This is a genomic window from Enterobacter sp. E1, from assembly GCF_016809815.1.
GTDB classification, from domain to species: domain Bacteria; phylum Pseudomonadota; class Gammaproteobacteria; order Enterobacterales; family Enterobacteriaceae; genus Enterobacter; species Enterobacter adelaidei.
In genome coordinates, this window is sequence record NZ_JAFBJM010000002.1 from 207572 (window position 1) to 230525 (window position 22954).

The window sequence follows — 22954 nt, forward strand, 5'->3', positions numbered from 1 at the left end:
AATGTCGATGATGCAATGGCGCGCAGTGTACCAGCTTTACAGGCCAATCGCCTCTTTCAAACTCTTCAGGTAGCGACGGCTAACCGGCACCGTTTGCCCGGCGCGCAGCACCAGCTCTGCCTGACCGTTGTCTTCCAGGCGGATCTCTTTCAGGTGCGCCATATTGACCAGATACTGGCGATGGCAGCGAATGAGCGGCGTACGGCTCTCCAGCGTCCGCAAGGTCAACTCGGTAAACCCTTCATTTCCTTCCGCACTGGTGACAAATACGCCGCTCAGGCGGCTGCTGACAAATGCCACATCATCCATCTGCAAAAGATAAATCCGGCTGTGTCCAGTGCAGGGGATAAACTTCAGCGGCTGCTGGTTCTCGGGCAACAGCGTGACATCCTGAACGGTACGCTCCTGGCGTAATCGGGTCAGGGTCTTTTCCAGCCGCTTCTCTTCAATTGGCTTGAGTAAATAATCAAACGCGTGCTCCTCAAAGGCTTTAACGGCATATTCGTCGAATGCGGTTAAAAACACGATGTAGGGACGATGCTCCGGATCGAGCATCCCGACCATCTCCAGCCCGCTGATTCGGGGCATCTGAATGTCGAGGAACAGCACGTCCGGGCGCAGTTTGTGGACAGCACCGATAGCCTCAATGGCGTTCGCACACTCACCCACAATCTCAATATCAGGCTGCTCCTGCAGCAGAACGCGCAGGTTTTCCCGTGCCAGCGGCTCGTCATCCACAATCAGCACTCTTAACATGCGTTTTCCTCCAGCGGCAGTCGTACGGTAATTCGGGTAAATCGATCGGGCTCACAGGCGACGGTGATGCCGCAGTCATCGCCAAAATGGGCACGCAGACGTTTATCTACCAGACTCATCCCTAAACCCCCTGTAGCGGAAGGCTGGTAAAGCCCGGCGTTATCTTCGATATCGAGCACCAGATGATGATTAAAACGGCTGGCGGAAATAGTGACCTCCCCGATACCCAGAAGCTGCGAGGTACCGTGTTTGATGGCATTTTCTACAATAGGCTGCAGGGTAAAAGCAGGAAGATGTTGATGGGACAGCTCATCCGGGACGGAGAGCGACACCTGCAGGCGCGACTGGAAACGTGCCTGCTCAATCTGTAGATAAGCATTAACGTGCTCAATCTCATCGGCCAGGGTCACGATCTCAGAAGGACGCTTCAGGTTCTTACGGAAAAAGGTCGACAGAAACTGCACCAGCTGCGCGGCCTGATCGCTGTCGCGCCGAATGACCGCTTTGAGCGTATTGAGAGCATTAAACAGGAAGTGCGGGTTCACCTGAGCATGCAGGAGTTTGATCTCTGACTGGGTCAGCAACGCCTTCTGGCGCTCATACTGCCCGGCCAGGATCTGTGCGGAAAGCAACTGGGCGATCCCCTCCCCCAGCGTGCGGTTGATGGAACTGAACAGGCGATTTTTCGCTTCATACAGTTTGATGGTACCCATCACTCTCTGGTTTTCTCCGCGCAACGGAATGACCAGCGTAGAACCCAGTTTGCACTGCGGATGCAGCGAACAGCGATAAGGCACTTCGTTACCGTCGGCATAAACCACTTCGCCAGTTTCAATGGCGCGCAGCGTATAGGCTGAGGAGATGGGTTTACCAGGCAAATGGTGATCGTCCCCGGTACCGGTAAAAGCCAGTAGCCGCTCACGGTCTGTTATCGCCACGGCACCGATATCCAGCTCTTTATAGAGAACCAGCGCAACCTTCATGCTGTTTTCTTCGTTAAAACCCTGGCGCAGGATCCCTTCCGTCGAAGCGGCAACCTTCAGCGCGGTTGCGGAAAACGCCGAGGTGTACTTCTCAAACATGGCACGTTTATCGAGCAAAATACGCATAAACAGCGCCGCCCCCACGGTGTTGGTCACCATCATCGGGGCGGCAATGCTGCTGACCAGGTGCAGCGCATCCTCAAACGGGCGGGCGATCAGCAAAATGATCGCCATCTGCGCCATTTCAGCGACAAAGGTAATCGCACCTGCGGTCAGTGGGCTGAAGACTTTATCCGGACGGCCACGTTTGATCAGATAGCTATGCACCAGGCCACCGAGCAGCCCTTCTACAATCGTGGAAATCATGCAACTGAGTGCCGTCATCCCGCCCATGGAATAGCGATGCAGGCCACCCGTTAAACCGACAAGACCACCGACGACGGGACCGCCCAACAGTCCGCCCATCACCGCACCGATAGCGCGCGTATTGGCAATAGAGTCTTCGATATGAAGACCAAACCAGGTCCCCATAATGCAGAATATGGAAAATACGACGTAGCAGAGAAATTTGTGCGGCAGGCGGACGGTGACTTGCATCAGCGGAATAAACAGGCGCGTTTTGCTCATCAGCCAGGCGATGACAAGGAACACGCACATCTGCTGAAGCAACAGCAGCACCAGATTAAACTCGTACATACTCAAAACCGCACACGCTAAAAACGCGTAACATACACTGATAAGGGGAAACTTTCTTTGAAGCACCCCAAAAAAGCGCGAAATCGTGTTCGCAATCACATCTTTTTCCGAACATTGCGCATGCTTCGCATTTTTTGTTCAAAAATCAATCAATCCTTCCTGGTTCGGCAAAGTGGGTCTACATTTATTCTGGGGAAGCGTGAGCCAGGGGGCGAATATGGCGCTTTACACAATAGGTGAAGTAGCACTCCTTTGTGATATCAATCCCGTTACCCTACGGGCGTGGCAACGGCGGTATGGATTACTGAAACCGCAAAGAACGGATGGCGGACATCGCCTTTTCAACGATGCCGATATCGACCGGATCCGTGAGATTAAAAGCTGGATCGACAACGGTGTGCAGGTTGGCAAAGTAAAGTCTCTGCTTTGCCAGGACGATCCTGACACACAGCACCTCTGGCGCGAACAACAGGAAACCCTGCTAAGACTTCTGCAGGCAGGCAACCTGCAGCGCCTGCGCGCATGGATAAAAGAGCAAGGGCGCGATTATCCGGCACAAACGCTGATCACGCATCTTTTCATACCGCTTCGCCGTCGTCTGCAGTGCCAACAGTCCACCCTGCAGGCGCTGCTCAGTATGCTCGATGGTGTGCTTATCAACTACATTGCCGTCTGTCTTGCCTCCGCGAAGAGCAAGGCCGGGAAAGATGCGCTGGTGGTCGGATGGAACGTGCACGATACCACCCGCCTGTGGCTGGAAGCCTGGATTGCAACGCAAAAGGGTTGGCGCGTGGATGTCCTTGCGCATTCGCTGGCACAGCTGCGGCCCGAATTTTTCGATGGTCAGACTCTGCTGGTCTGGTGTGGCGAAGTGCCATCCGCCTCGCAGCAACAGCTGCTGACGGAATGGCGTGAACATGGTTACCCGGTTTACTCACTTGGCCCGGATGAACAGTAACGGCATTTAATGGTTCATTAACAGCTGCGCTTCACCGTATAATTGTTCCGTTAACAACAGGAGCAGATGATGAAGGCAACCAAACTGGCCATTATTACCCTTTTTGTCCTGATGGCCGTAAGCGGTATCGGCGGCGTGATGCTGGCAGGATACTCGTTTATTGTTCGCGGCGGTGTCGGCTGAGGTGCAGCGTCAGCCGCTCAAAAACGCGATCGACGACGATCGCCGCCAGCGCGACCAGCACCGCCCCCTGCACAATATAGGCCGTATTAAACCCGCTTAAGCCGATTATAATCGGCGTTCCCAGCGTATTGGCTCCTACCGTCGACGCAATTGTTGCCGTTCCGATGTTGATAATGACCGACGTGCGGATCCCGGCAATAATAACGGGCGCCGCTAATGGCAATTCAACCTTACGTAGCTGCTGCCCGCGACTCATTCCCATCCCTTCAGCCACACTCAATACAGATGCAGGTACTGCCGCGATACCCGCCAGCGTGCCCTGCAGAATGGGCAATACGCCATATAAAATCAGCGCAATAATTGCCGGTTGCTGACCAAAGCCCATGACCGGAACCGCTATCGCCAGCACCGCCACCGGCGGAAACGTCTGACCAATGGCCGCTATCGTCTCAACCAGCGGACGAAATTCCCGGCCTGCTGGCCGTGTCACCGCAATACCCGCCCCCACTCCCAGCACAACAGCAATAGCGCTTGAGAGGACCACCAGCCAGAGATGTGCCAGGGCAAGATTAATAAAGCTCTCCTGCTGATAAACCGGTCGTGGCAGCCCGGGAAAAAGGGTGCTAAACAGCGCCGCGCTGTGTGGCATCAGAAACAGTAAGGCGACAAAGATGGCTACCAGCCAGAGAAGTGGATCACGCAGTGTTTTCACGTATCACCTCCCCGGCCAGCAGATCGCGAAAATGCAAGGCACCACAAGGCGCACCGTGGGCGTCCGCAACAGGTAGCACCTCACATTGACCCGCAACAAACGCGGAGAGCGCATCCCGCAGGCTCATCTGCTTCTGCAACGGCTCACCACCCACCGGCGCATCTTCCCGACGCATATAGTCGCTGACCGTCCGCAGGGAGAGCAGCCTGACCCCCAGTTCACTGCGGCCAAAAAACTCACGCACAAAATCACTTTTCGGATGGCTTAACAGTTCGAGCGGGGTCCCCTGCTGAACCACTTCGCCGTGATCCATCAGCACCAGATGGTCGGCCAGGCGCAGGGCTTCATCAATATCGTGCGTCACGAGAACGATCGTACGTCCGAGAATGCGGTGAATACGGGTCATTTCCGCCTGCAGCGCCCCGCGCGTGACCGGGTCAAGCGCACCAAAGGGTTCATCCATCAACAATACCTGTGGGTTGGCCGCCAGGGCGCGCGCTACCCCCACCCGCTGCTGCTGTCCCCCGGAAAGCTGGTGCGGATAGCGGTCACGCAGTGTGGACTCTAGCCCCAGTAGAGACATCAGTTCATCAACTCTGTCAGCTATTTTTGCCCGCGACCACTTCTCCAGCTGCAGCACAGTGGCAATGTTCTGCGCCACCGTCCAGTGCGGAAACAGGCCTATCGACTGAATGGCATATCCCATCCGGCGACGCAACTCCAGAACCGGCAGGCTGCGGATCTCCTCTCCGGCAAAGCGGATCAAACCGCTATCATGCTCAACCAGACGATTGATCATCTTCAGGGTGGTGGATTTTCCCGAGCCCGAGGTACCTATCAGCACGGAAAACGCACCCTCGGCAAAGTTCAGGTTCAGATGGCTTGCCGCCGGGCGTCCCGCAAAAGTTTTACTGACATCATGAAATTCAATCATTGGCTCTTCTCCTGAGCAGCGCGAGCCATAAGGCAAACAGCGCGTCGACAACAACCGCCAGCGCAATCGTAGGAACCACGCCTAATAACACCAGATCCAGGGCACTACTCAGCAGCCCCTGGAATACCAGCGCGCCAAAACCACCCGCCCCAATCAGCGCCGCAATGACCGCCATGCCAACGGTTTGCACCGCCACTACCCGCAGGCTACGCAGCAGGAGAGGCAGTGCCAGCGGAAGCTGTATCTGCCAGAAACATTGTCGCGTGCTCATCCCCATCGCATGGGCGCTTTCCAGCACATCCGGGGCGACCTGACTTAAGCCCGCGACCACGCCGCGTACCAGCGGCAACAGTGCATACAACACCAGCGCGATCAGAGCGGGGGTTAATCCCGTACCGGCGATACCTATTGTTCCCAACACAGGAAATGACTTCACCAGCCCGGCCAGAGGGGCAATCAGCAGACCAAACAGCGCAACGGAAGGGATAGTCTGGATAACGTTCAGCACGGCAAAAACGCCCCCCTGACGTGAAGGGTGACGATAGCACCACATGCCCAACGGGATCCCGAGCAGGAGAGCCGGGAAGAGCGTCCCGAAGAGAATGGTCAGATGTTGCGTCAGGGCATCATCAAACACCTCCTGACGGTTGGCGTACTCCTTTAACAGCGAGAGATTATTCAGTTCGCCACTAAACAGCAGGAGCAATGGAATAACCCATATCTGTGCATTAAGCACCCAACGCCAGACGGACGCAGAGATGAGGCGACGTATAGCATCGCTGCAGGCGAGCAGGCACAACGCCAGCCACAGCCACAGGCCGCTCCCCACCGTTGTTCTTGCCAGCGGGCTTTCCGCCGAAGCCATATGCGTTGCCGCAAGCCCGGCTCCCCAGAAAAGGGTGATAAAAAGCCCTTCAGAGAGCAGCAACGTCAACCATTGTGCTGTACGACCTTGCCAGAGCGATAGCGCAACCCACGCCCCCGGTGCCACCGCAAGCAACCACGGTGTAAACGACCAGACTTCCCAGAGAGAACGCCCCTCCCCCGACATCAGGCGATTAGGGGCGACATTCACAAACGGTAACGCGACCGCTGCGATGGTCACACAGGCCAACAGCAGCAGGACGCGGTTATGACATTTTATTGGCACAGCCTTTTCCCGTTACTTCACAAGCCCTTGTTGTTTCAGGAAGTCGGCGGCCACTTTTTTGGCATCCAGCCCCTCGACGGCAATGCTGGCATTCAGCTGTTGCAGCGTTTTTTCATCCAGTTTTTCGAAAACAGGTTTGAGCCAGTCGGCAATCTCCGGGTAGGCTTTCAGCACTGCCTCACGTACCACCGGCGTCGGGGCATAAATCGGCTGCACACCTTTTGGATCGGTCAGGGTTTGCAGGCCAAGTGCCGCGACCGGGCCGTCGGTACCGTAGGCCATTGCCGCGTTAACACCCGAAGTTTGCTGTGCTGCGGCTTTGATGGTCACCGCCGTATCGCCGCCTGCCAGAGAGAGCAGTTGCGCCTGGTCAAGCTTGAAGTCATAGGCTTTTTCGAACGCAGGCAGCGCATCAGGACGCTCGATAAACTCTGCCGACGCGGCAAGCTTAAAATCGCCCTTCTCTTTCAGGTAGCGGCTGAGATCGGCCAGGGTAGTCAGCTTCCCTTTCTCCGCCACGTCTTTACGCACGGCGATAGTCCAGGTGTTGTTGGCCGGAGCCGGGGTCAGCCAGACCAGCTTGTTCTGTTCAGCGTCGAGCTTTTTGACTTTGTCATATCCGGCTTTGGCGTTTTTCCAGGCCGGATCATTTTCATCTTTGAAGAAGAATGCGCCGTTGCCGGTGTATTCCGGGTAGATATCCAGCTCGCCGGAAGTAATCGCGCCGCGCACGACGGGCGTAGTACCCAACTGGACTTTATTGACGGTTTTGACGCCGTGGCTTTCGAGCACCTGCAAAATGATATTGCCGAGCAGCGCGCCTTCGGTATCTATCTTTGAGCCCACTTTTACCGGCTCCGCCGCCTGTAAGGGCAGACTTATTGCCGCCAGCAACACCGCAGATCCCAACATCCCCTTTGCAATCGTCATTCCGCTATCCTCATATTTTTTGCTGCCTTTTTCAGAGGCTTGAGAGAAAAGCGTAGCTTAAAACGGCGTGATTAACCGTCAAAATGCCTTTTTAGCATAAGATAAGAATCATCCCCATAACCAGCGAGATCTTCAATCAGTATCTGACACTGAGAAGCAGCATGAAACTGCTGGTATGCAAACGCTCTGTTTTTTTACTTACTGCCGCCAAAATATCGGCATGATGACAGTCAGGTTTCTGAATGCAGAAAAAACATGTTTCCACTTGTTCATTTTATCCGTTGCAATAAATTGTCAGTAACTTAACTCACTTGTTTGAACTCTTTTATTTTGATTTAGAGCAATATTTAATCACATAGGGAGTGTATTTTAATAATTAAATTGAAATCAAATATTCATTGTATGAATAAAAAAGGAATTTATATTTATGCCACTTCAATTTGAACCTCTGGACTTCTCACCCATCAGGTTCCCTCATATCGACCGAAATGGCTTGCGCGTAATGCGAGCGGGTGAAATCCTTTTAGCGCAACAATTATACGGGAATAGTATTCATTATGGAAAAGTCTGGATACATCACGGCAGTTTTCTTCCTTTTGACATGCAGGAGAACCATACTGCAATGACTCCCGCCGGAGAAATATGGTTTGAAGAATATTTATATATTGATGACTTTTCTATCGGCAATGTCGGTCTACAGCATATTTTCATGCATGAATTGATGCATGTCTGGCAAAGAGAACGGGGAATGAATGTTATTTTGAGAGGTGTCGCATCCGGCATATCAAACTATCACTACAGCCTGGATAAATATCGCCTATCTGATTATTCGATGGAACAACAGGCTTCCATCACCTCTGATTACTGGCTTATTAAAAACCATACATCATATGATCCCGGAAGTTTAAAATTACTCAAGTTCAATCCTGATAAACCGCTCTCAAAACTATTAGCCGAATATGAAAGAATACTAGGGGATTTCCCAAATTGAAAAATGAAATATTACTATTGCTATGTAGCCTTATGCTTTCTTCATGTTGCTGGGAACGGCAAATTGCAATTTATCCCGGTGATGCCAACATTTCAAATGAATCTATTTGTATCCCTTCATCAAGGGGGAAAAATCTATCATTCTACAGCGTAGAAGCCAGAAAACTTCGTTCACCGCACGATGGTAGTACTATGATGATCTCTAAAATTATAGAGTCACAAACGCCATATTGTTTTAAATTAAAAATTGAATCACTCATGGGTTATACTCTTTTTTATCGTTTGGATAATAAATCGTATACAGTAGATTTTATAACTGATAGCCACGCTAATATCTATTCACGCCATTATACTGATTAATAAGGATTGTCATGTCATTACCATCCTATATGTTTTTATATGATGAAAACGGAATTTTAATTCCAGGAGATTGTACCGCCACAGGAAGAGTTGGCTCTACAGAAGTAGCAAGCTCACAATTTGGTGTTTTTCAGGCAATGGATTCCTTCACAGGTCGTTACAATGGTACACGGCAGCACGATCCATTTGTTTTCCGAAAAGAAATTGATAAACTAACTCCTTACATGTTCATTTCTGTTTGTCAAAACAGACGTTTCAAAAAAGTTGTATTTAAATATTATGAAGTTTCAACAGCAGGAGTAGAAATGGAAACATTTAATATTGAAATGGAAGAGGCTGGGATATGTTCATTTAAATTTGGCCATTCATTTACTTCAGGCTCTCTTCATTCCAATATGAATGAAATTATTGGGTTACGCTCAACCAAAATTACAGTTAACTATTTACCTGGTAATGTTTCCTATTCTGATTCCTGGTATACTGAGCGTCAATAACTAACCCTCTCCTTGCGCTGAATATCATATACTTATTCTTTTTATGTGATATTCAGCAATTTCAGTGCTGTACCGTACGACTTTTCCCATTCTTTTTTTTGCGGGAGGGACCATTCTGTCGGCAAAATCTGCTCTCTTCGACAACGTCATTCCCAAGATAAAAAACCACACAGGTCCAATAAGAAAGGGAACCCTGCGGCTCCCTTTGTTTCACATCAAATATCGCGACCATTGCTGGCGATAAGCTCTTTATACCAGTAGAACGAATTTTTCCTGAATCTCTTCAGAGACCCCTTTCCGTCATTGTCTTTATCGACATAAATTAACCCATAGCGTTTTTTCATTTCGCCCGTACCCGCGGAGACCAGGTCAATACATCCCCAAGGGGTATAGCCAATCAAATCAACACCATCTTCAACAACGGCTTTTTTCATTTCGCCAATGTGGGCTGCCAGATAATCAATACGATAGTGGTCATCTACTGTTCCGTCTGCGTTTTGTATATCGACGGCCCCGAAACCATTTTCGACGATAAACATAGGCAATTGATAATGATCCCAGAACCAGTTGAGCGAGTAGCGCAGACCCGTCGCATCAATCTGCCATCCCCAGTCAGACGTCTGAATATACGGGTTTTCGACAAGATGTTTATGCTCTATATAATTCAGCTCTTCGTTACCTTCCATAAACTGAGTAACGAAAGACATATAGTAACTGAAGCCAATATAATCAACGCAACCACGTCTGAGAACATCCAGGTCAGATTCAGTAATATCAAGATTAAAGCCTTTTCTGCTGAAATAATTCAGTATATGTTGAGGATAAGCCCCACGAACATGCACATCGGTGAACCAGTAACGACGATGCATTGCGCTCAATGCCATCATGACATCTTTGGGGGCACATGTTAGCGGGTAGATCGGACACATAGCGATCATGCATCCTATTTTAAAGCTGGCGTTAATCGAACGAGCCACATCAACTGCCAACGCACTGGCAACCAGTTCATAATGAACAGCCTGATACATTATTTTTTCACGATGCACTTCATCTTCATCCGGTGAATAGACAATGCCGGAGTTAGTAAAGGGACATAAGACGTTATCAAAATTCACCTGATTATTTATTTCATTAAACGTCATCCAGTATTTTACTTTAGTCTTATAACGCGTAAATACAGTCGTGGCAAAATGCAGGAAAAAATCAATAAGTTTACGATTCCGCCATCCTCCGTACGCAGTCACAAGATGATAAGGCATTTCAAAATGAGATAAAGTGACGACAGGGTCAATGCCATACTTCAGGCACTCATCAAATACATCATCATAAAACTGCAGCCCGTCTTCATTCGGCTCAAGCTCATCGCCTTGAGGAAAAATACGCGTCCAGGCAATTGAAGTTCGAAAACATTTAAACCCCATTTCGGAAAATAATTTTATATCATCTTTATAGCGATGATAAAAATCAATTGCATCATGATTGGGGTAATTCTCTCCTTCAATAACACCCTGAGTGACTTCTCGCGGTACACCGAATGCACCAGCGGTCATAACATCTGCAATGCTAATGCCTTTACCACCCAGGTTCCAGCCACCTTCCAGCTGGTGCGCTGATACTGCACCGCCCCACAGGAAATTCTTTTTAAAACCAGACATATTATTCTCCACTCGAAAAATTACCACCAGACTTCCGCCTGAATCCCAGCCATAAATTCATCTTTGCTTTCATCGTTAAACTGGAACTTAGATAATTCATTATCAAGAATATCAATATACGTACCGTAGAAACGAATTTCAGGCCGTGAACCTAAAATACTTGCCCCGACTTTGAACGCATGATAAAGAGTAGTTTTATACGCCGATTCTTCTAATGTTATACCCTGCTGAGTTTTATTTTTCTGTTTAAACCAGCCTAATTCAACACCTGTCTGATTCCAGTTATTCCAAATCCATGCAGGACGAATAACGGCGCGCATACTATCAAAATCACTATGCGCTCCGCTTTCATAGCTGTAAACATCTTCACCATGAGAGTACACCAGTGCATTCGCCATAATGATCTTGTCAGCAAGATACATTTCACCTTGAGATATTAATCTCCAGGCAATTCCGTTAGAGTGATCGCCATAGTAGTAACGACCATGGGCCATAGTATCACTGGCATCTGAGAAGCTTGAGAAACTGCTTGCGAAAGAGTTATTGGCAACCTGAAGAGTGAACTCATTAAAAGTATCGCGCTCCAGGTCTTGTCGAACTATAGATGTCAGCATCCAACTATCTTTCATATCAAAATAGCTTTCATTATCCTCATTCGATTGCTGTTCATCAGTTTTATTAGGCGTGGAGTATTTTGCCATAAACGACAATGTCCCTTTATCCCACACTGGAATTTTCCTGTAACGAACGTCAATTGAATTAGTATTCATTTGCGTTGTTTTAGAAAAATCTCGTGAATAAACATCCACATCATCACGGCTTAATGAAATATCAAACACACCTGGACCAATGGCCCAATTCTCAATACCCACCCCCGCCGCAACATCAGTATTTAACGTTTTCCAGTCTAACATTTGAATTTCATACTGGGGTAACTTATGCTTACCCACCCAAAAATCAGCATCGGGGGCGAAGGGTAAAAAACCGCGTGTGGTTAAGAAAATATCACTAAACTGCATGATATTTTCATTATTGGTATCACCAAACCAGGCATCATTATATTGCTCGCCAACATTACCATCATAAGTCACAACAGCATTGGCCGTTTTTCCATCCTGATTGTAGACGCGTTGATTTAATGTCAGATCAAACCAGCCGCTCATTTCATTACCAAAACGCCCTAACGATCCTGCGGCGTACGTTTGCGAAGAACCATGATTGCTCGTTCCCCAGCCAGAACGGAAGTACCCCTGATAGCTGAATCCAATGTCATCTTTCACATACTTGCTGATATCTTTCAGCGTCACACTTTCGATGGTCGTTTTTTCTCCGCTCTTATCAATCACTGCGACTTGCTGTGTACCTTTGACAGGCACTTTATCTGAAGCTTGTAAGAGTTCGCCATTTTCATTTCTTATATTGTCAGCAACAGGTGATGACTGCGAAAGATCGGAAAACGTTGTATCTTTATACTTATTTTCAAGCACACTCTTTTGTAATGATGTGAACCTGGTTTTATACTGACTGAGTTCCTTAGTCGTTTCATTTAGTTCTTTTTTATTCGCCGACAGTTCTGCCTCAAGGAGTTCGAGCCTTTGTTCTACAGTCAATTTGCTTGCCAAAACATCCAGAGGGAAAAATGCCACACAGACAGAAAAAGATAATAAACCTATCTTAAAACTGTTAAATTTCATGATTTATCCTTAACAAAAAATAATTATCCTGGTAAATCCATGGTGTGAGATAACTACGCGGAGATCTCTTTTCTTAATGAAATAATTTCCTTTGAAAAATCCAGGCACAGCATTGCATTCATCAAATGATCCTGTGCATGGACAAGAATCAAATTGACATGAACTTTGCCGCAGCCTTCATCCTGGCTAATTAACGCAGTCTGAATTTTATGCGCTTCACGGCAAGCATTCTCAGCGCTCTGCATTAATTTATCCGCGGCTTCCCACTGTTTATCCTTTGAGCAATGAATAGCCTCCATAGCATCAGATCTCGCTTGTCCGGCATTGATCAATAACGCCATCACCATTTCTTCATCTGCAAACATAATTTGATTCCCTGATGTATTATTTATCCATTAATGTATTGACTTTATTTGAGGCGATAACAAATGGCAGGTATATTAATGTTGCAACTACCAGACATAAGAGCCCGACCAATAATGCTAACCAGTTTCCTCCCGTTCCCAGGAATGCAATCAGAGGCCCCGGAGTTGTCCAGGGAACAGCATATGCAACAGGTGGAATGATTTGCAGCGACACAAAAATGTAGCCAATGACTGAGTTAACAACAGGGACCAAAATAAACGGAACCATCATGATGGGATTTAATACAATAGGCAGTCCAAACATCACCGGCTCATTAATATTGAAAATACCCGGAATAAATGACATTTTGGCAAGGTCGCGATATTCAGCACGTCTTGATGCAATAATTATGGCTATCAATAAACCCAGAGTCATCCCTGAACCGCCGCAGTTGGCGAAAGCATCATTAATAGACGTCCAGGTCACGGGATAAGGTGCTCCCCATGTTGTTCCGTGTTGTGCGGCCCAGGAAAGATTCTCAAGGTTTGCTTCTGAGAAAACCGTTTCACGTATGGCCGACGTAGTATTCGGACCGTGAATACCTAAAACCCATAAAAAATTCCCTACCGCACCAAGAATGACAACAGCATAAATATTGGTTCCCATATGCTTAAGTGGGGCCTGGATTAGTTTATAAATCAGATCATTCAGCCCCGCTGGCGATATCATGGCTAATGCGTAGTTCAGTGCCGAGAAAAACACCATGACAATGAAGATGGGCAGTAACACTTTAAACGACCGTGCGACTGCCGGTGGAACGGCTGCAGGCATGGTGATTGTTATTTTTGGGTTGCGTGCCAGGCGGCAAAATATTTCACTCGTTATTAGCGCCACGATCACGGCGACAAATAGTCCTTGTGCACCTAAATATTTCGTTGTCAAAAAAGCCTGGCCATCCACCATCTGATACGGGGTATAGACAATGAAGAATGCGCCAATGGCCGTCAGTCCACACAGGAGATCATCTTGTTCATAGCTGATCGCGATATTCCTGGCAACAAGGAAAGCGATCATTATGGACATGATATTCACTGAACCATTCATGACTGGAGTAAAGATAGCCTGCGCTTTTTCCAGGTTTGGGAAAATACTGCTTAAATGCAGTAATCCTGCAATAAAGCCATCTGGGGACAGAATTGCAAAATTGATTAAAATGATTAATGAACTTGCCATAATAATGGGAAATGTAAAAACAAACCCATCTCTGACAGCCGCTACATGTTTTTGTGAATTTAGCTTTATGGCTATAGGAACTAAAAAACGCTCCATACCGCGTTCAAAAGAACTCATCACTCCCATTATGCCCTTCCTGTAGTGTATTAGCGTCCGACTTACGCAGGACGAATCTCATCTCTCAATTACTCTGATTGATTAATTGAATGATATGAATTTAAGACAATATATTAGTCTGAAGGGTGGATTACCGTTGAAGGATGTTCAGCGCAGATTCCAGAACGACTTTGCCATTCATTGCACCATATTCTTTCATTTCAATAACTATGATTGGGATTTTACCTGATGCTAGTGCTTCAAGTTCTGATTTTTGAAAACGAACCTGTGGAGCAAGTAAGACAATATCGACTTCGTTATTCTTAATTTTTCCCTTAGCTTCAACAATACCTAATGCATTTATATTAACATTTACATTAATAGTCGCTGCATGTTCAACCATACGAGTCACCAGCATACTGGTTGACATTCCGCCGGCACAGACTAACAATATATTTTTCATATGATTTCCTTATAAATTCTCAGAATTAATATTAATTCGCAGACATCATATTTAATGCTAATTATATTTTTTGTTAGTTCCGTCACAGTAATATACAGCTAAATAGGTTCAATTTTATTGACAAAAATAAACAACTTTTACTTCCAGTGTAAACACAGAAACATAACACGTTGTTTTTATTGAATGCAGAGAGGTTCAAAAGTGATTTTTCATCATATTGCCAGGAGACTCAAGAGTGATATTAATAGCCGTTTATATAACGTTGGCGACCCACTGCCATCAGAAATTGAACTGGCGTCCAGTTACCGTGTATCTCGTAACACATTGCGTAAAGCACTGGACCTTTTAGTAAGCGAAGGGATTATTCATCGTAAACATGGCTCAGGAACATATATACAAAAAAAGAACTTCATGGCGCATGTTGAACATATGAATAGCTTTAGTGAAATAGCTATTAACAACGGTAAGAATGTTGATAGTCAGATCATTAAATTTGAATTGCAGACGGCATCACTAGTCATTGCTAATGAATTAAATTTAAAGCAAAACGATCCCGTATATTATATAAAACGCTTGCGATTTATTGAGCATAGACCTGCTCAACTGGAGGAAACATGGCTGGCCGTTAACCGTTTTCCGGACCTGACTATTTCGCATATGAAACAATCAAAATTTTCATATATAGAAAAAGAATGTAATATCCGTATCACGGGTACCTTTGAGACATTCTCACCGGTATTTCCAACACCCGAGATTGCTGGGATATTGTGTATCAGTACAAAAGATCCCATCTTAAAAATTCAGACGCAAGCCATTGATGAGCATCATAATCCATTGGATTATACTCTCTTGTACTGCAATATATTTGAATTACAGGTTAAGTATTTCTTTCCCAGAGCGGTTGATGATCCACGCTCCCGATAGGTCACTCCGTCCCTCCCCCCATTGAGGAGAGGGACGTTAAACACCCTTACAGCAGTTCGAACTCGCCTTTATTCACCCGGGCAGAATCCACACCGATAAACACGTTGAATTTGCCAGGCTCAGCATCGTATTTCATCTGCTGATTCCAGAACTTCAGCGCGTCCACGTCAATTGGGAAGCTGATGGTTTTGGTTTCACCCGGTTTCAGGTTGACCTTTTCAAAGCCACGCAGCTGCTTCACCGGACGACTCATGGAGGCAGTCACATCCTGAACGTACATCTGGATCACCGTAGCCCCTTCGCGCTTACCGGTGTTAGTCACCTCAACGCTGGCTGTCACTTTACCGTCACGCTTCAGGCTCGGGGCCGACATTTTCACGTCAGAGACCTTGAAGGTGGTGTAGCTCAGGCCATAACCAAACGGGTACAGCGGGCCATTAGCTTCGTCGAAGTAACGAGACGTGTACTTGTTCGGTTTGTCGGCGTTGTACGGACGACCGGTGTTCAGGTGGCTGTAGTAGACCGGGATCTGACCAACGGAGCGCGGGAAGGACATTGGCAATTTGCCTGACGGGTTGTAATCGCCAAACAGTACGTCGGCAATCGCGTTACCGCCTTCGGTACCGGCGAACCAGGTTTCCAGAATCGCGTCAGCCTGCTGGTCTTCTTTCACCAGCGCCAGCGGACGACCGTTCATCAGCACCAGCACCAGCGGCTTGCCCGTCGCTTTCAGGGCAGCGATCAAATCGCGCTGGCTTTGCGGAATGGTGATATCGGTACGGCTGGAAGCTTCATGCGCCATCCCCTGCGCTTCTCCCACAACCGCCACAACGACATCAGACTGTTTTGCCGTCTTAACCGCTTCGTCGATCATCTCTTTCGGCGTGCGCGGGTCAACCTTCACCGCTTCCTCATACTGGTTGAGGAACGTCACGATGTCTTTATCGTTAGTGACGTTAGCCCCTTTGGCATAGACCACACTGGCGTTTTCACCGACAGCGTTCTTAATACCCGTCAGCACGGTCACGGACTGGTCAGCGACGCCCGCCGCGGACCAACTCCCCATCACGTCGCGCTTGCTGTCGGCCAGCGGACCGACCACGGCAATGGTGCCAGATTTTTTCAGCGGCAGCGTGTCGAGGCGGTTCTTCAGCAGCACCAGGCTTTCACGCGCAACTTCACGCGCTTCTTTACGATGCAGACGGCTTTCGGCGTTGGTATCTACCGGGTCAGAGTCTTTCGGCCCCAGGTGACTGTACGGATCGTTAAACAGCCCCATGTCGTATTTCACGTTCAGCACGTGACGCGTGGCATCGTCCAGCTCCGCCATCGTTACCTTGCCGCTCTTCACCAGCCCCGGCAGGTATTTGCTGTAGTACTCGTCGCTCATGCTCATGTTAATGCCGGACTTGAGCGCCACGCGCACGGCATCTTCCGGATCGGATGCGGTACCGTGTTTGATCAGTTCTTTAATGGCGCCGTGGTCAGAAACGGTGATGCCCTTAAAGCCCCACTGGTCGCGCAATACGTCTTTCAGCAGCCAGGAATCAGACGTCGCAGGCGTGCCGTTCAGCGAGTTGAGCGCCACCATCACCGCGCCGCTGCCCGCGTCCAGACCTGCCTTGTACGGCGGCATATAGTCGTTGAACAGGCGCTGCGGGCTCATGTCAACGGTGTTGTACTCTTTGCCGCCCTCCACTGCACCGTAAGCGGCGAAGTGCTTCACGCTGGTCATGACAGAGTAACGGTCTGCCGGGCTTTTGCCCTGCATCGCTTCCACCATGGTTTTGCCCATCGTGGCGGTTAAATAAGTATCTTCACCAAAGCCTTCGGACGCACGGCCCCAGCGCGGATCGCGGGAGACGTCGACCATCGGTGCCCAGGTCATGTTCAGGCCATCATCTGCCGCTTCATACGCGGAAACTCGCCCCACGGTTTTCACCGCGTCGAGGTTAAAGGAGGAGGCTAAACCAAGGCTGATGGGGAAAACGGTGCGCTGACCGTGCAGCACGTCATAGGCGAAGAACAGCGGTATTTTCAGGCGACTGAGTTCCATCACCTGATCCTGCATTTTACGGATGTCCTGGCGGGTAACGGTGTTAAAAATCGCCCCGACCTGACTATCCTTAATCATTTCACGGATGGCCTCTTTCGGGTTATCCGGGCCAACGCTGATAAGACGCAACTGGCCGATTTTCTCATCGACCGTCATTTTCTTGAGCAATTCCGTCACAAACGCGTCCCGGGCTTCAGGCGTAAGCGGATGATTGCCAAACAAATCCTCTGCCAGCGCGGGTTGCAGCGCCAGGCTGACGGCAACACCTACAGAACATAGCCATTTCATGTTGTTATACTCTCTCATCAATAACCGCCGGAAGATCTCGGCCAAACCGTGCGAAAGGCGCAGTGTGCCACAAACCCTCTGAACGTTGCAGGGTTATTCTCTGATTTTTCTCGTGAATACTCGACCGCTTAACAGTTAATCGCGCTATGCTTTATTGCGAGAAATTTGCCCCACCACAAGGAGTGGAAGATGTCTTCTGTTCAAACTCACAATAACACGACGTTTATCAACGAACTGTCGCGCCTGGTTGGCTCCTCTCACCTGCTTACCGACCCGGCCAAAACCGCCCGCTACCGTAAGGGGTTTCGCTCCGGTCAGGGCGAGGCGCTGGCGGTGGTTTTCCCCGGCACGCTGCTGGAGCTATGGCGCGTGCTGAGCGCCTGCGTCACCGCAGACAAGATTATATTAATGCAGGCAGCAAACACCGGCCTGACCGAAGGCTCAACGCCGAACGGCAACGATTACGATCGTGACATTGTCATCATCAGCACCCTGCGCCTCGACAAATTACACCTTCTGGATAAAGGTGAGCAGGTGCTCGCCTTCCCTGGTACAACGCTCTACTCTCTGGAAAAGGCACTTAAGCCGCTGGGTCGTGAGCCGCACTCGGTAATCGGTTCCTCCTGCATTGGCGCCTCGGTGGTAGGTGGGATCTGCAACAACTCCGGCGGTTCGCTGGTGCAGCGTGGCCCCGCTTATACCGAAATGTCGCTTTTTGCCCGTATTGACGAAAACGGCAAACTGACGCTGGTTAACCATCTGGGGATTGATCTGGGCGTTACGCCGGAACAAATCCTCAGCAAACTTGACGACGATCGCGTTAAAGATGAAGACGTTCAGCACGATGGCCGCCATGCGCACGATCACGATTATGTTACCCGCGTGCGGGATATCGAAGCCGATACGCCAGCCCGTTACAACGCCGATCCGGATCGCCTGTTTGAATCTTCTGGCTGCGCGGGCAAGCTGGCGGTTTTTGCGGTACGCCTTGATACGTTCCCGGCAGAGAAAAAACAGCAGGTATTTTACATCGGTACTAATCAGCCTGAGGTGCTGACCGAGATCCGCCGCCATATTCTGGGCGAATTCACGCACCTGCCCGTGGCGGGCGAATATATGCATCGGGATATTTACGATATTGCCGAGCGCTACGGCAAAGACACCTTCCTGATGATCGACAAACTCGGCACCGACAAAATGCCGTTCTTCTTCACTATGAAGGGTCGCACCGACGCGATGCTGGAGAAAGTGTCGCTGTTTAAACCTCACTTCACTGACCGCTTTATGCAGAAGTTAGGCAACGTCTTCCCGGCGCATTTACCGGAGCGGATGAAAACCTGGCGCGACAAATATGAACACCATTTACTGCTGAAAATGGCCGGTGACGGGATTACCGAAGCGCAGACCTGGCTGACCGAATTCTTCAAAACCGCTGACGGGGGTTTCTTTGCCTGTACTCCTGAAGAAGGCAGCAAAGCCTTCCTGCACCGTTTTGCCGCTGCAGGTGCCGCCATCCGTTATCAGGCGGTACATTCAGAAGAGGTAGAAGATATTCTGGCGCTGGATATCGCCCTAAGACGCAACGATACCGAGTGGTTTGAACACCTGCCGCCGGAGATCGACAGCAAGCTGGTACATAAGCTCTATTATGGCCACTTTATGTGCTACGTCTTCCATCAGGATTACATCGTTAAAAAAGGGGTTGATGCACACGAACTGAAGGAGCAGATGCTCGCCCTGTTACGTGAACGTGGCGCACAATATCCTGCGGAACACAACGTCGGTCATCTTTATAAAGCCCCTGACGCACTTAAGCAGTTTTATCGCGAGAATGACCCTACAAACAGCATGAATCCCGGTATCGGTAAAACAACGCGGAAGAAATACTGGAAAGAGAGTGCTGACACGGAATAGCAGATTACGCAAGCTTCTGATTAATTCCTACAGCCAAATTTGAGAGATTGTTAAGCGCTCCTTAATCGTAATAGAGTAACTGTCTGACGCCGGAGAAACGTTTCTCCGGCATTCTATAACGAGGAGCAGGCACATCATGTCGGCTGTTGATGTTTTATCCGAAACCGAACTGGAAGTGCGTGATGCCCTTCCCGATGATGTGCATGCCATCGCGGCCATCTATGCCTGGCATGTACTTCACGGGCGTGCGTCATTTGAAGAAGTTCCCCCCACCATTGACGAAATGCGTCAACGTATGAAAGGTGTGGCAGAGAACGGTTTACCGTGGCTTATCGCACTGTATCGCGGCATCGTTGTGGGCTATTGCTATGCCACACCTTACCGCCCGCGACACGCCTATCGTTATACTCTGGAAGAGTCAATATACGTGGATGCCAGCACCACCGGACGCGGTTTTGGCTCCGCATTAATGAGTGCGCTGATTGCGCGCTGCGAACAAGGCCCATGGCGCCAGATGATTGCCGTTGTGGGGGATGGCAGTAATAATCCCGGCTCGTTACGGCTGCACAAAAAACACGGCTTTGAAATTGTCGGTCAGTTGCGCAGCGTGGGGTATAAGAAAGGCGACTGGCGGGATACGGTGATTATGCAGCGTCCACTCAACGATGGAGACTGGACGCTGCCGGAGTAAGCCGGGTAAGGCGAAGCCGCCACCCGGCGCTGACAGGCGGCTCAGTCGTTTTGCGCGGTCGCCATCTGTTCAGCTTTCTGCTTTTTATAGGTCAATGCCGCAGCCGGAACAGGCTGCACTTTCCCCGTTTCAATCCAGGTACGCAGTCGGCTTGCATCCGCGAAGTGGGTGTATTTGCCGAAGGCATCCATCACCACCAGCGCTACCGGTTTGCCGTTAAAAACAGTACGCATGACCAGACAGTGTCCCGCCGCATTGGTAAAACCGGTTTTCGTTAACTGGATATTCCAGTTATCCCGGTAAACCAGATGGTTAGTATTACGGAACGGCAGCGTATAGGCTGGGTTCGCAAACGTCGCCGTCTCTTCACGGGTGGTACTGAGCTGACCAATCAGCGGGTACTGTTTGCTGGCGATCAGCAGTTTTGTCAGATCGCGGGCGGTGGAGACGTTGTTAATCGACAGACCTGTCGGTTCAACATAATGCGTATTGTTCATCCCCAGCGATTTGGCTTTCGCATTCATCGCACGAATAAATGCGTCGTAGCCGCCCGGATAATGGTGGGCGAGGCTCGCCGCAGCGCGGTTTTCAGATGACATCAGCGCCAGCAGCAGCATATTTTTACGGCTGATTTCGCTGTTCAGTCGCACGCGGGAATAAATCCCTTTCATCTCCGGCGTGTGGCTAATATCCACTTTCAGTTTTTCGTCCAGCGGCAGATGTGCATCAAGCACCACCATCGCGGTCATTAATTTGGTAATGGAGGCAATCGGGCGCACCAGGTCCGGATGGCTGGCGTAAATGACCTTATTGGTGTTGAGATCAACAATCATCGCGCTGCCGGAGGCAATTTGCGGCTGGGCAGCAGCAGCGGTCACCGCGGGCGTTTTGGCGATGGCTGGCACGGCAGCGGACGCCCCCAGCAACAGTGCCAGGCTAAGTAAAGAGACTCGGAATTTCAGCATGGTGAGACTTCTGATAATTATTCACGCACGTAATGACGTACACCGCCTGTGTCGACGGTAAACACAGGCTGGCTTCGGCATCATAGCCGTCACCGCGCTTTGTCGCCAGCGGATAATCGTGAGCAGATGCTGCATTGCTGGCATTTACGCCAGCAATGCAGTGAACTTAGAAGAGACGGTATCCATAACCCCAAAGAATTACCGTCAGCGCCAGTAACGCCTCCAGCACCAGCACACCGATAGCGAGTGTTGAACTGGAGAAGCTCAGGCCCTCTTCTTTATTAATATTCAGGAAGGTTGGAACCCCCAGATACAGCAAATAACCGGTGTAAAAGAGGGCAATGGTACCGATCAGCGCGCACAACCAGACCAGTGGATAGAGCGCAACAATACCGCTTAAGAACAGCGGGGTCGCGACATATCCGGCGAAGACCATACAGTGCGCCAGCGATGGACGTTGCGGGTAGTTACGCGCCATCCAGTGAATGACACGCCCCATGACGGCAACACCCGCCAGCATCAGGCCATAAAAGATGATGGCCAGATAAAGCCCGGTAAACCATGAAAGCTGAACTACGGTGCCATCCCCGAAGTTCCAGCCGATTTGAGTTGTTCCGATAAAGGCGCATATTACCGGCACCGCGGCCATCAGCAACACATGGTGCGTGTAATGATGCGAGACGGTTTCATTCTCACTTTTGATGACGTGCATTTCACGATCGGGATGGGAGAAAAGTCCCCAGACATGGTTCATAGAGCCCCCTTGTTGTCGGTCCGTCAGCGATACTTTAAGTATAATGCAGGCTTTAGATTATTTTATGTACAGCAGGAAATTTCCGTTGATTTCCCCGCTGTTGATTCATGGGGTATATGATTAACGGAGGTATACCGAGGGAGATGACGTTTACGTAATGGATATCAACAATCTTATTGAACAATATGGATACGCCGCGCTGGTTGCTGGCAGCGTGGCAGAAGGCGAAACCATCACATTGCTCGGCGGCGTCGCCGCGCATCAGGGGTTACTGAAATTCCCGCTGGTCGTCGCCGCCGTCGCCCTGGGGGGGATGATTGGCGACCAGCTGCTCTACTTTCTGGGGCTGCGCTTTGGACCAGGGCTACTTAAGCGTTTCAAAAAGCATCAGAAGAAAATTCGACGCGCTCAGCGGCTCATTCAACGTCATCCCTATCTGTTCGTCATTGGCACACGCTTTATGTACGGCTTTCGAATTATCGGCCCAATACTGATAGGTGCCAGCCATCTGCCTCCGAAAATTTTCCTGCCGCTCAATATTCTTGGCGCGATTGCCTGGGCGCTTATCTTTACGACGCTCGGTTACGTCGGTGGCGAAGTGATTGGTCCATGGCTGCATAACCTTGACCAGCACCTGAAGCACTGGGCGTGGTTAATTCTGGTGGTTATCGCGGTGATTGCAGTACGGCTGTGGCTGAAGCATCGCGAGAAAACTCGCGATGAGGATTGA

At 49.5% G+C, this 22954-nt stretch carries 22 protein-coding genes; 8 read left to right on the forward strand and 14 right to left on the reverse strand.

The window, feature by feature from the left end; translation table 11 throughout:
• Positions 1-36: 36 nt before the first annotated feature.
• Positions 37-756: a two-component system response regulator BtsR gene (gene btsR, locus JGF26_RS07175; protein WP_024908144.1), complete on the reverse strand. Its 720-nt coding sequence runs from the start codon at positions 754-756 to the stop codon at positions 37-39.
• Positions 750-2435 carry a sensor histidine kinase gene (locus JGF26_RS07180; protein WP_108090787.1) on the reverse strand — a complete coding sequence of 562 codons (1686 nt, stop codon included), beginning with the start codon at positions 2433-2435 and terminating at the stop codon, positions 750-752. The genes btsR and JGF26_RS07180 overlap by 7 nt, the downstream gene beginning before the upstream one ends.
• Positions 2436-2652: 217 nt before the next feature.
• On the opposite strand from JGF26_RS07180, the gene mlrA reads away from it, so the two are divergent.
• The gene (gene mlrA, locus JGF26_RS07185; protein WP_108090788.1) at positions 2653-3393 is read left to right on the forward strand and encodes an HTH-type transcriptional regulator MlrA; all 741 of its coding nucleotides are present in this window, start codon (positions 2653-2655) and stop codon (positions 3391-3393) included.
• A gap of 69 nt (positions 3394-3462) precedes the next feature.
• Positions 3463-3576, forward strand: a complete 114-nt coding sequence (locus JGF26_RS07190) for a protein YohO (protein WP_008500895.1) — start codon at positions 3463-3465, stop codon at positions 3574-3576.
• Here JGF26_RS07190 and JGF26_RS07195 read toward each other — a convergent pair.
• Genes JGF26_RS07195 through JGF26_RS07210 form a run of 4 tightly spaced genes read right to left on the reverse strand, consistent with a single transcriptional unit; the run spans position 3551 to position 7302 of the window.
• On the reverse strand, positions 3551-4288 hold the full coding sequence (locus JGF26_RS07195) for an ABC transporter permease (protein ID WP_028016326.1): 738 nt from the start codon (positions 4286-4288) through the stop codon (positions 3551-3553). The genes JGF26_RS07190 and JGF26_RS07195 overlap by 26 nt on opposite strands.
• Positions 4272-5222, reverse strand: a complete 951-nt coding sequence (locus JGF26_RS07200; protein WP_134707743.1) for an ABC transporter ATP-binding protein — start codon at positions 5220-5222, stop codon at positions 4272-4274. Before JGF26_RS07200 ends, JGF26_RS07195 begins: the two co-directional genes overlap by 17 nt.
• Positions 5215-6372, reverse strand: a complete 1158-nt coding sequence (locus JGF26_RS07205; protein ID WP_108090790.1) for an ABC transporter permease — start codon at positions 6370-6372, stop codon at positions 5215-5217. Before JGF26_RS07205 ends, JGF26_RS07200 begins: the two co-directional genes overlap by 8 nt.
• A 12-nt stretch (positions 6373-6384) precedes the next feature.
• Entirely contained in the window at positions 6385-7302 is a 918-nt protein-coding gene (locus JGF26_RS07210) for an ABC transporter substrate-binding protein (RefSeq protein WP_028016323.1), read from the reverse strand.
• A gap of 427 nt (positions 7303-7729) precedes the next feature.
• Between JGF26_RS07210 and JGF26_RS07215 the strand changes: the two genes are divergently transcribed.
• Together JGF26_RS07215 and JGF26_RS07220 are read left to right on the forward strand one after the other, a co-directional pair.
• Positions 7730-8293 (forward strand): type IV secretion protein Rhs, encoded by a 564-nt coding sequence (locus tag JGF26_RS07215; protein WP_134707742.1) that lies wholly within the window; start codon positions 7730-7732, stop codon positions 8291-8293.
• Between the two features lie 370 nt (positions 8294-8663).
• Positions 8664-9146: a type VI secretion system tube protein Hcp gene (locus JGF26_RS07220; RefSeq protein WP_134707741.1), complete on the forward strand. Its 483-nt coding sequence runs from the start codon at positions 8664-8666 to the stop codon at positions 9144-9146.
• A 215-nt stretch (positions 9147-9361) separates the two neighbouring features.
• Here the strand turns inward: JGF26_RS07220 and JGF26_RS07225 are convergent, their stop codons facing one another.
• The 5 genes from JGF26_RS07225 to JGF26_RS07245 all read right to left on the reverse strand — a co-directional run bounded on the left by JGF26_RS07225 (position 9362) and on the right by JGF26_RS07245 (position 14632).
• On the reverse strand, positions 9362-10801 hold the full coding sequence (locus tag JGF26_RS07225; RefSeq protein ID WP_134707740.1) for a 6-phospho-beta-glucosidase: 1440 nt from the start codon (positions 10799-10801) through the stop codon (positions 9362-9364).
• A gap of 20 nt (positions 10802-10821) precedes the next feature.
• Positions 10822-12495 (reverse strand): carbohydrate porin, encoded by a 1674-nt coding sequence (locus JGF26_RS07230; RefSeq protein WP_134707739.1) that lies wholly within the window; start codon positions 12493-12495, stop codon positions 10822-10824.
• 53 nt (positions 12496-12548) lie between these two features.
• On the reverse strand, positions 12549-12860 hold the full coding sequence (locus JGF26_RS07235) for a PTS lactose/cellobiose transporter subunit IIA (RefSeq protein WP_134707738.1): 312 nt from the start codon (positions 12858-12860) through the stop codon (positions 12549-12551).
• Positions 12861-12879: 19 nt separating this feature from the next.
• Positions 12880-14199, reverse strand: coding sequence for a PTS sugar transporter subunit IIC (locus JGF26_RS07240; RefSeq protein WP_134707737.1), 1320 nt, complete (start codon positions 14197-14199; stop codon positions 12880-12882).
• Between the two features lie 121 nt (positions 14200-14320).
• Positions 14321-14632: a PTS sugar transporter subunit IIB gene (locus tag JGF26_RS07245; protein WP_134707736.1), complete on the reverse strand. Its 312-nt coding sequence runs from the start codon at positions 14630-14632 to the stop codon at positions 14321-14323.
• A gap of 201 nt (positions 14633-14833) precedes the next feature.
• Between JGF26_RS07245 and JGF26_RS07250 the strand changes: the two genes are divergently transcribed.
• On the forward strand, positions 14834-15556 hold the full coding sequence (locus tag JGF26_RS07250) for a GntR family transcriptional regulator (protein ID WP_134707735.1): 723 nt from the start codon (positions 14834-14836) through the stop codon (positions 15554-15556).
• A gap of 46 nt (positions 15557-15602) precedes the next feature.
• Here JGF26_RS07250 and bglX read toward each other — a convergent pair whose 3' ends face one another.
• Positions 15603-17900: a beta-glucosidase BglX gene (gene bglX, locus JGF26_RS07255; protein ID WP_028016322.1), complete on the reverse strand. Its 2298-nt coding sequence runs from the start codon at positions 17898-17900 to the stop codon at positions 15603-15605.
• 189 nt (positions 17901-18089) lie between these two features.
• On the opposite strand from bglX, the gene dld reads away from it, so the two are divergent.
• Both dld and JGF26_RS07265 read left to right on the forward strand, forming a co-directional pair.
• Positions 18090-19814 (forward strand): D-lactate dehydrogenase, encoded by a 1725-nt coding sequence (gene dld / locus JGF26_RS07260; protein ID WP_134707734.1) that lies wholly within the window; start codon positions 18090-18092, stop codon positions 19812-19814.
• A 136-nt stretch (positions 19815-19950) separates the two neighbouring features.
• Entirely contained in the window at positions 19951-20505 is a 555-nt protein-coding gene (locus JGF26_RS07265) for a GNAT family N-acetyltransferase (protein ID WP_028016320.1), read from the forward strand.
• Positions 20506-20546: 41 nt separating this feature from the next.
• Here the strand turns inward: JGF26_RS07265 and pbpG are convergent, their stop codons facing one another.
• Both pbpG and JGF26_RS07275 read right to left on the reverse strand, forming a co-directional pair.
• Complete coding sequence (gene pbpG / locus JGF26_RS07270; RefSeq protein ID WP_028016319.1) at positions 20547-21470, reverse strand: D-alanyl-D-alanine endopeptidase; 924 nt, start codon at positions 21468-21470, stop codon at positions 20547-20549.
• A gap of 166 nt (positions 21471-21636) precedes the next feature.
• The gene (locus JGF26_RS07275; RefSeq protein ID WP_008500904.1) at positions 21637-22224 is read right to left on the reverse strand and encodes a Yip1 family protein; all 588 of its coding nucleotides are present in this window, start codon (positions 22222-22224) and stop codon (positions 21637-21639) included.
• A gap of 157 nt (positions 22225-22381) precedes the next feature.
• Between JGF26_RS07275 and JGF26_RS07280 the strand changes: the two genes are divergently transcribed.
• Entirely contained in the window at positions 22382-22954 is a 573-nt protein-coding gene (locus tag JGF26_RS07280) for a DedA family protein (RefSeq protein ID WP_028016318.1), read from the forward strand.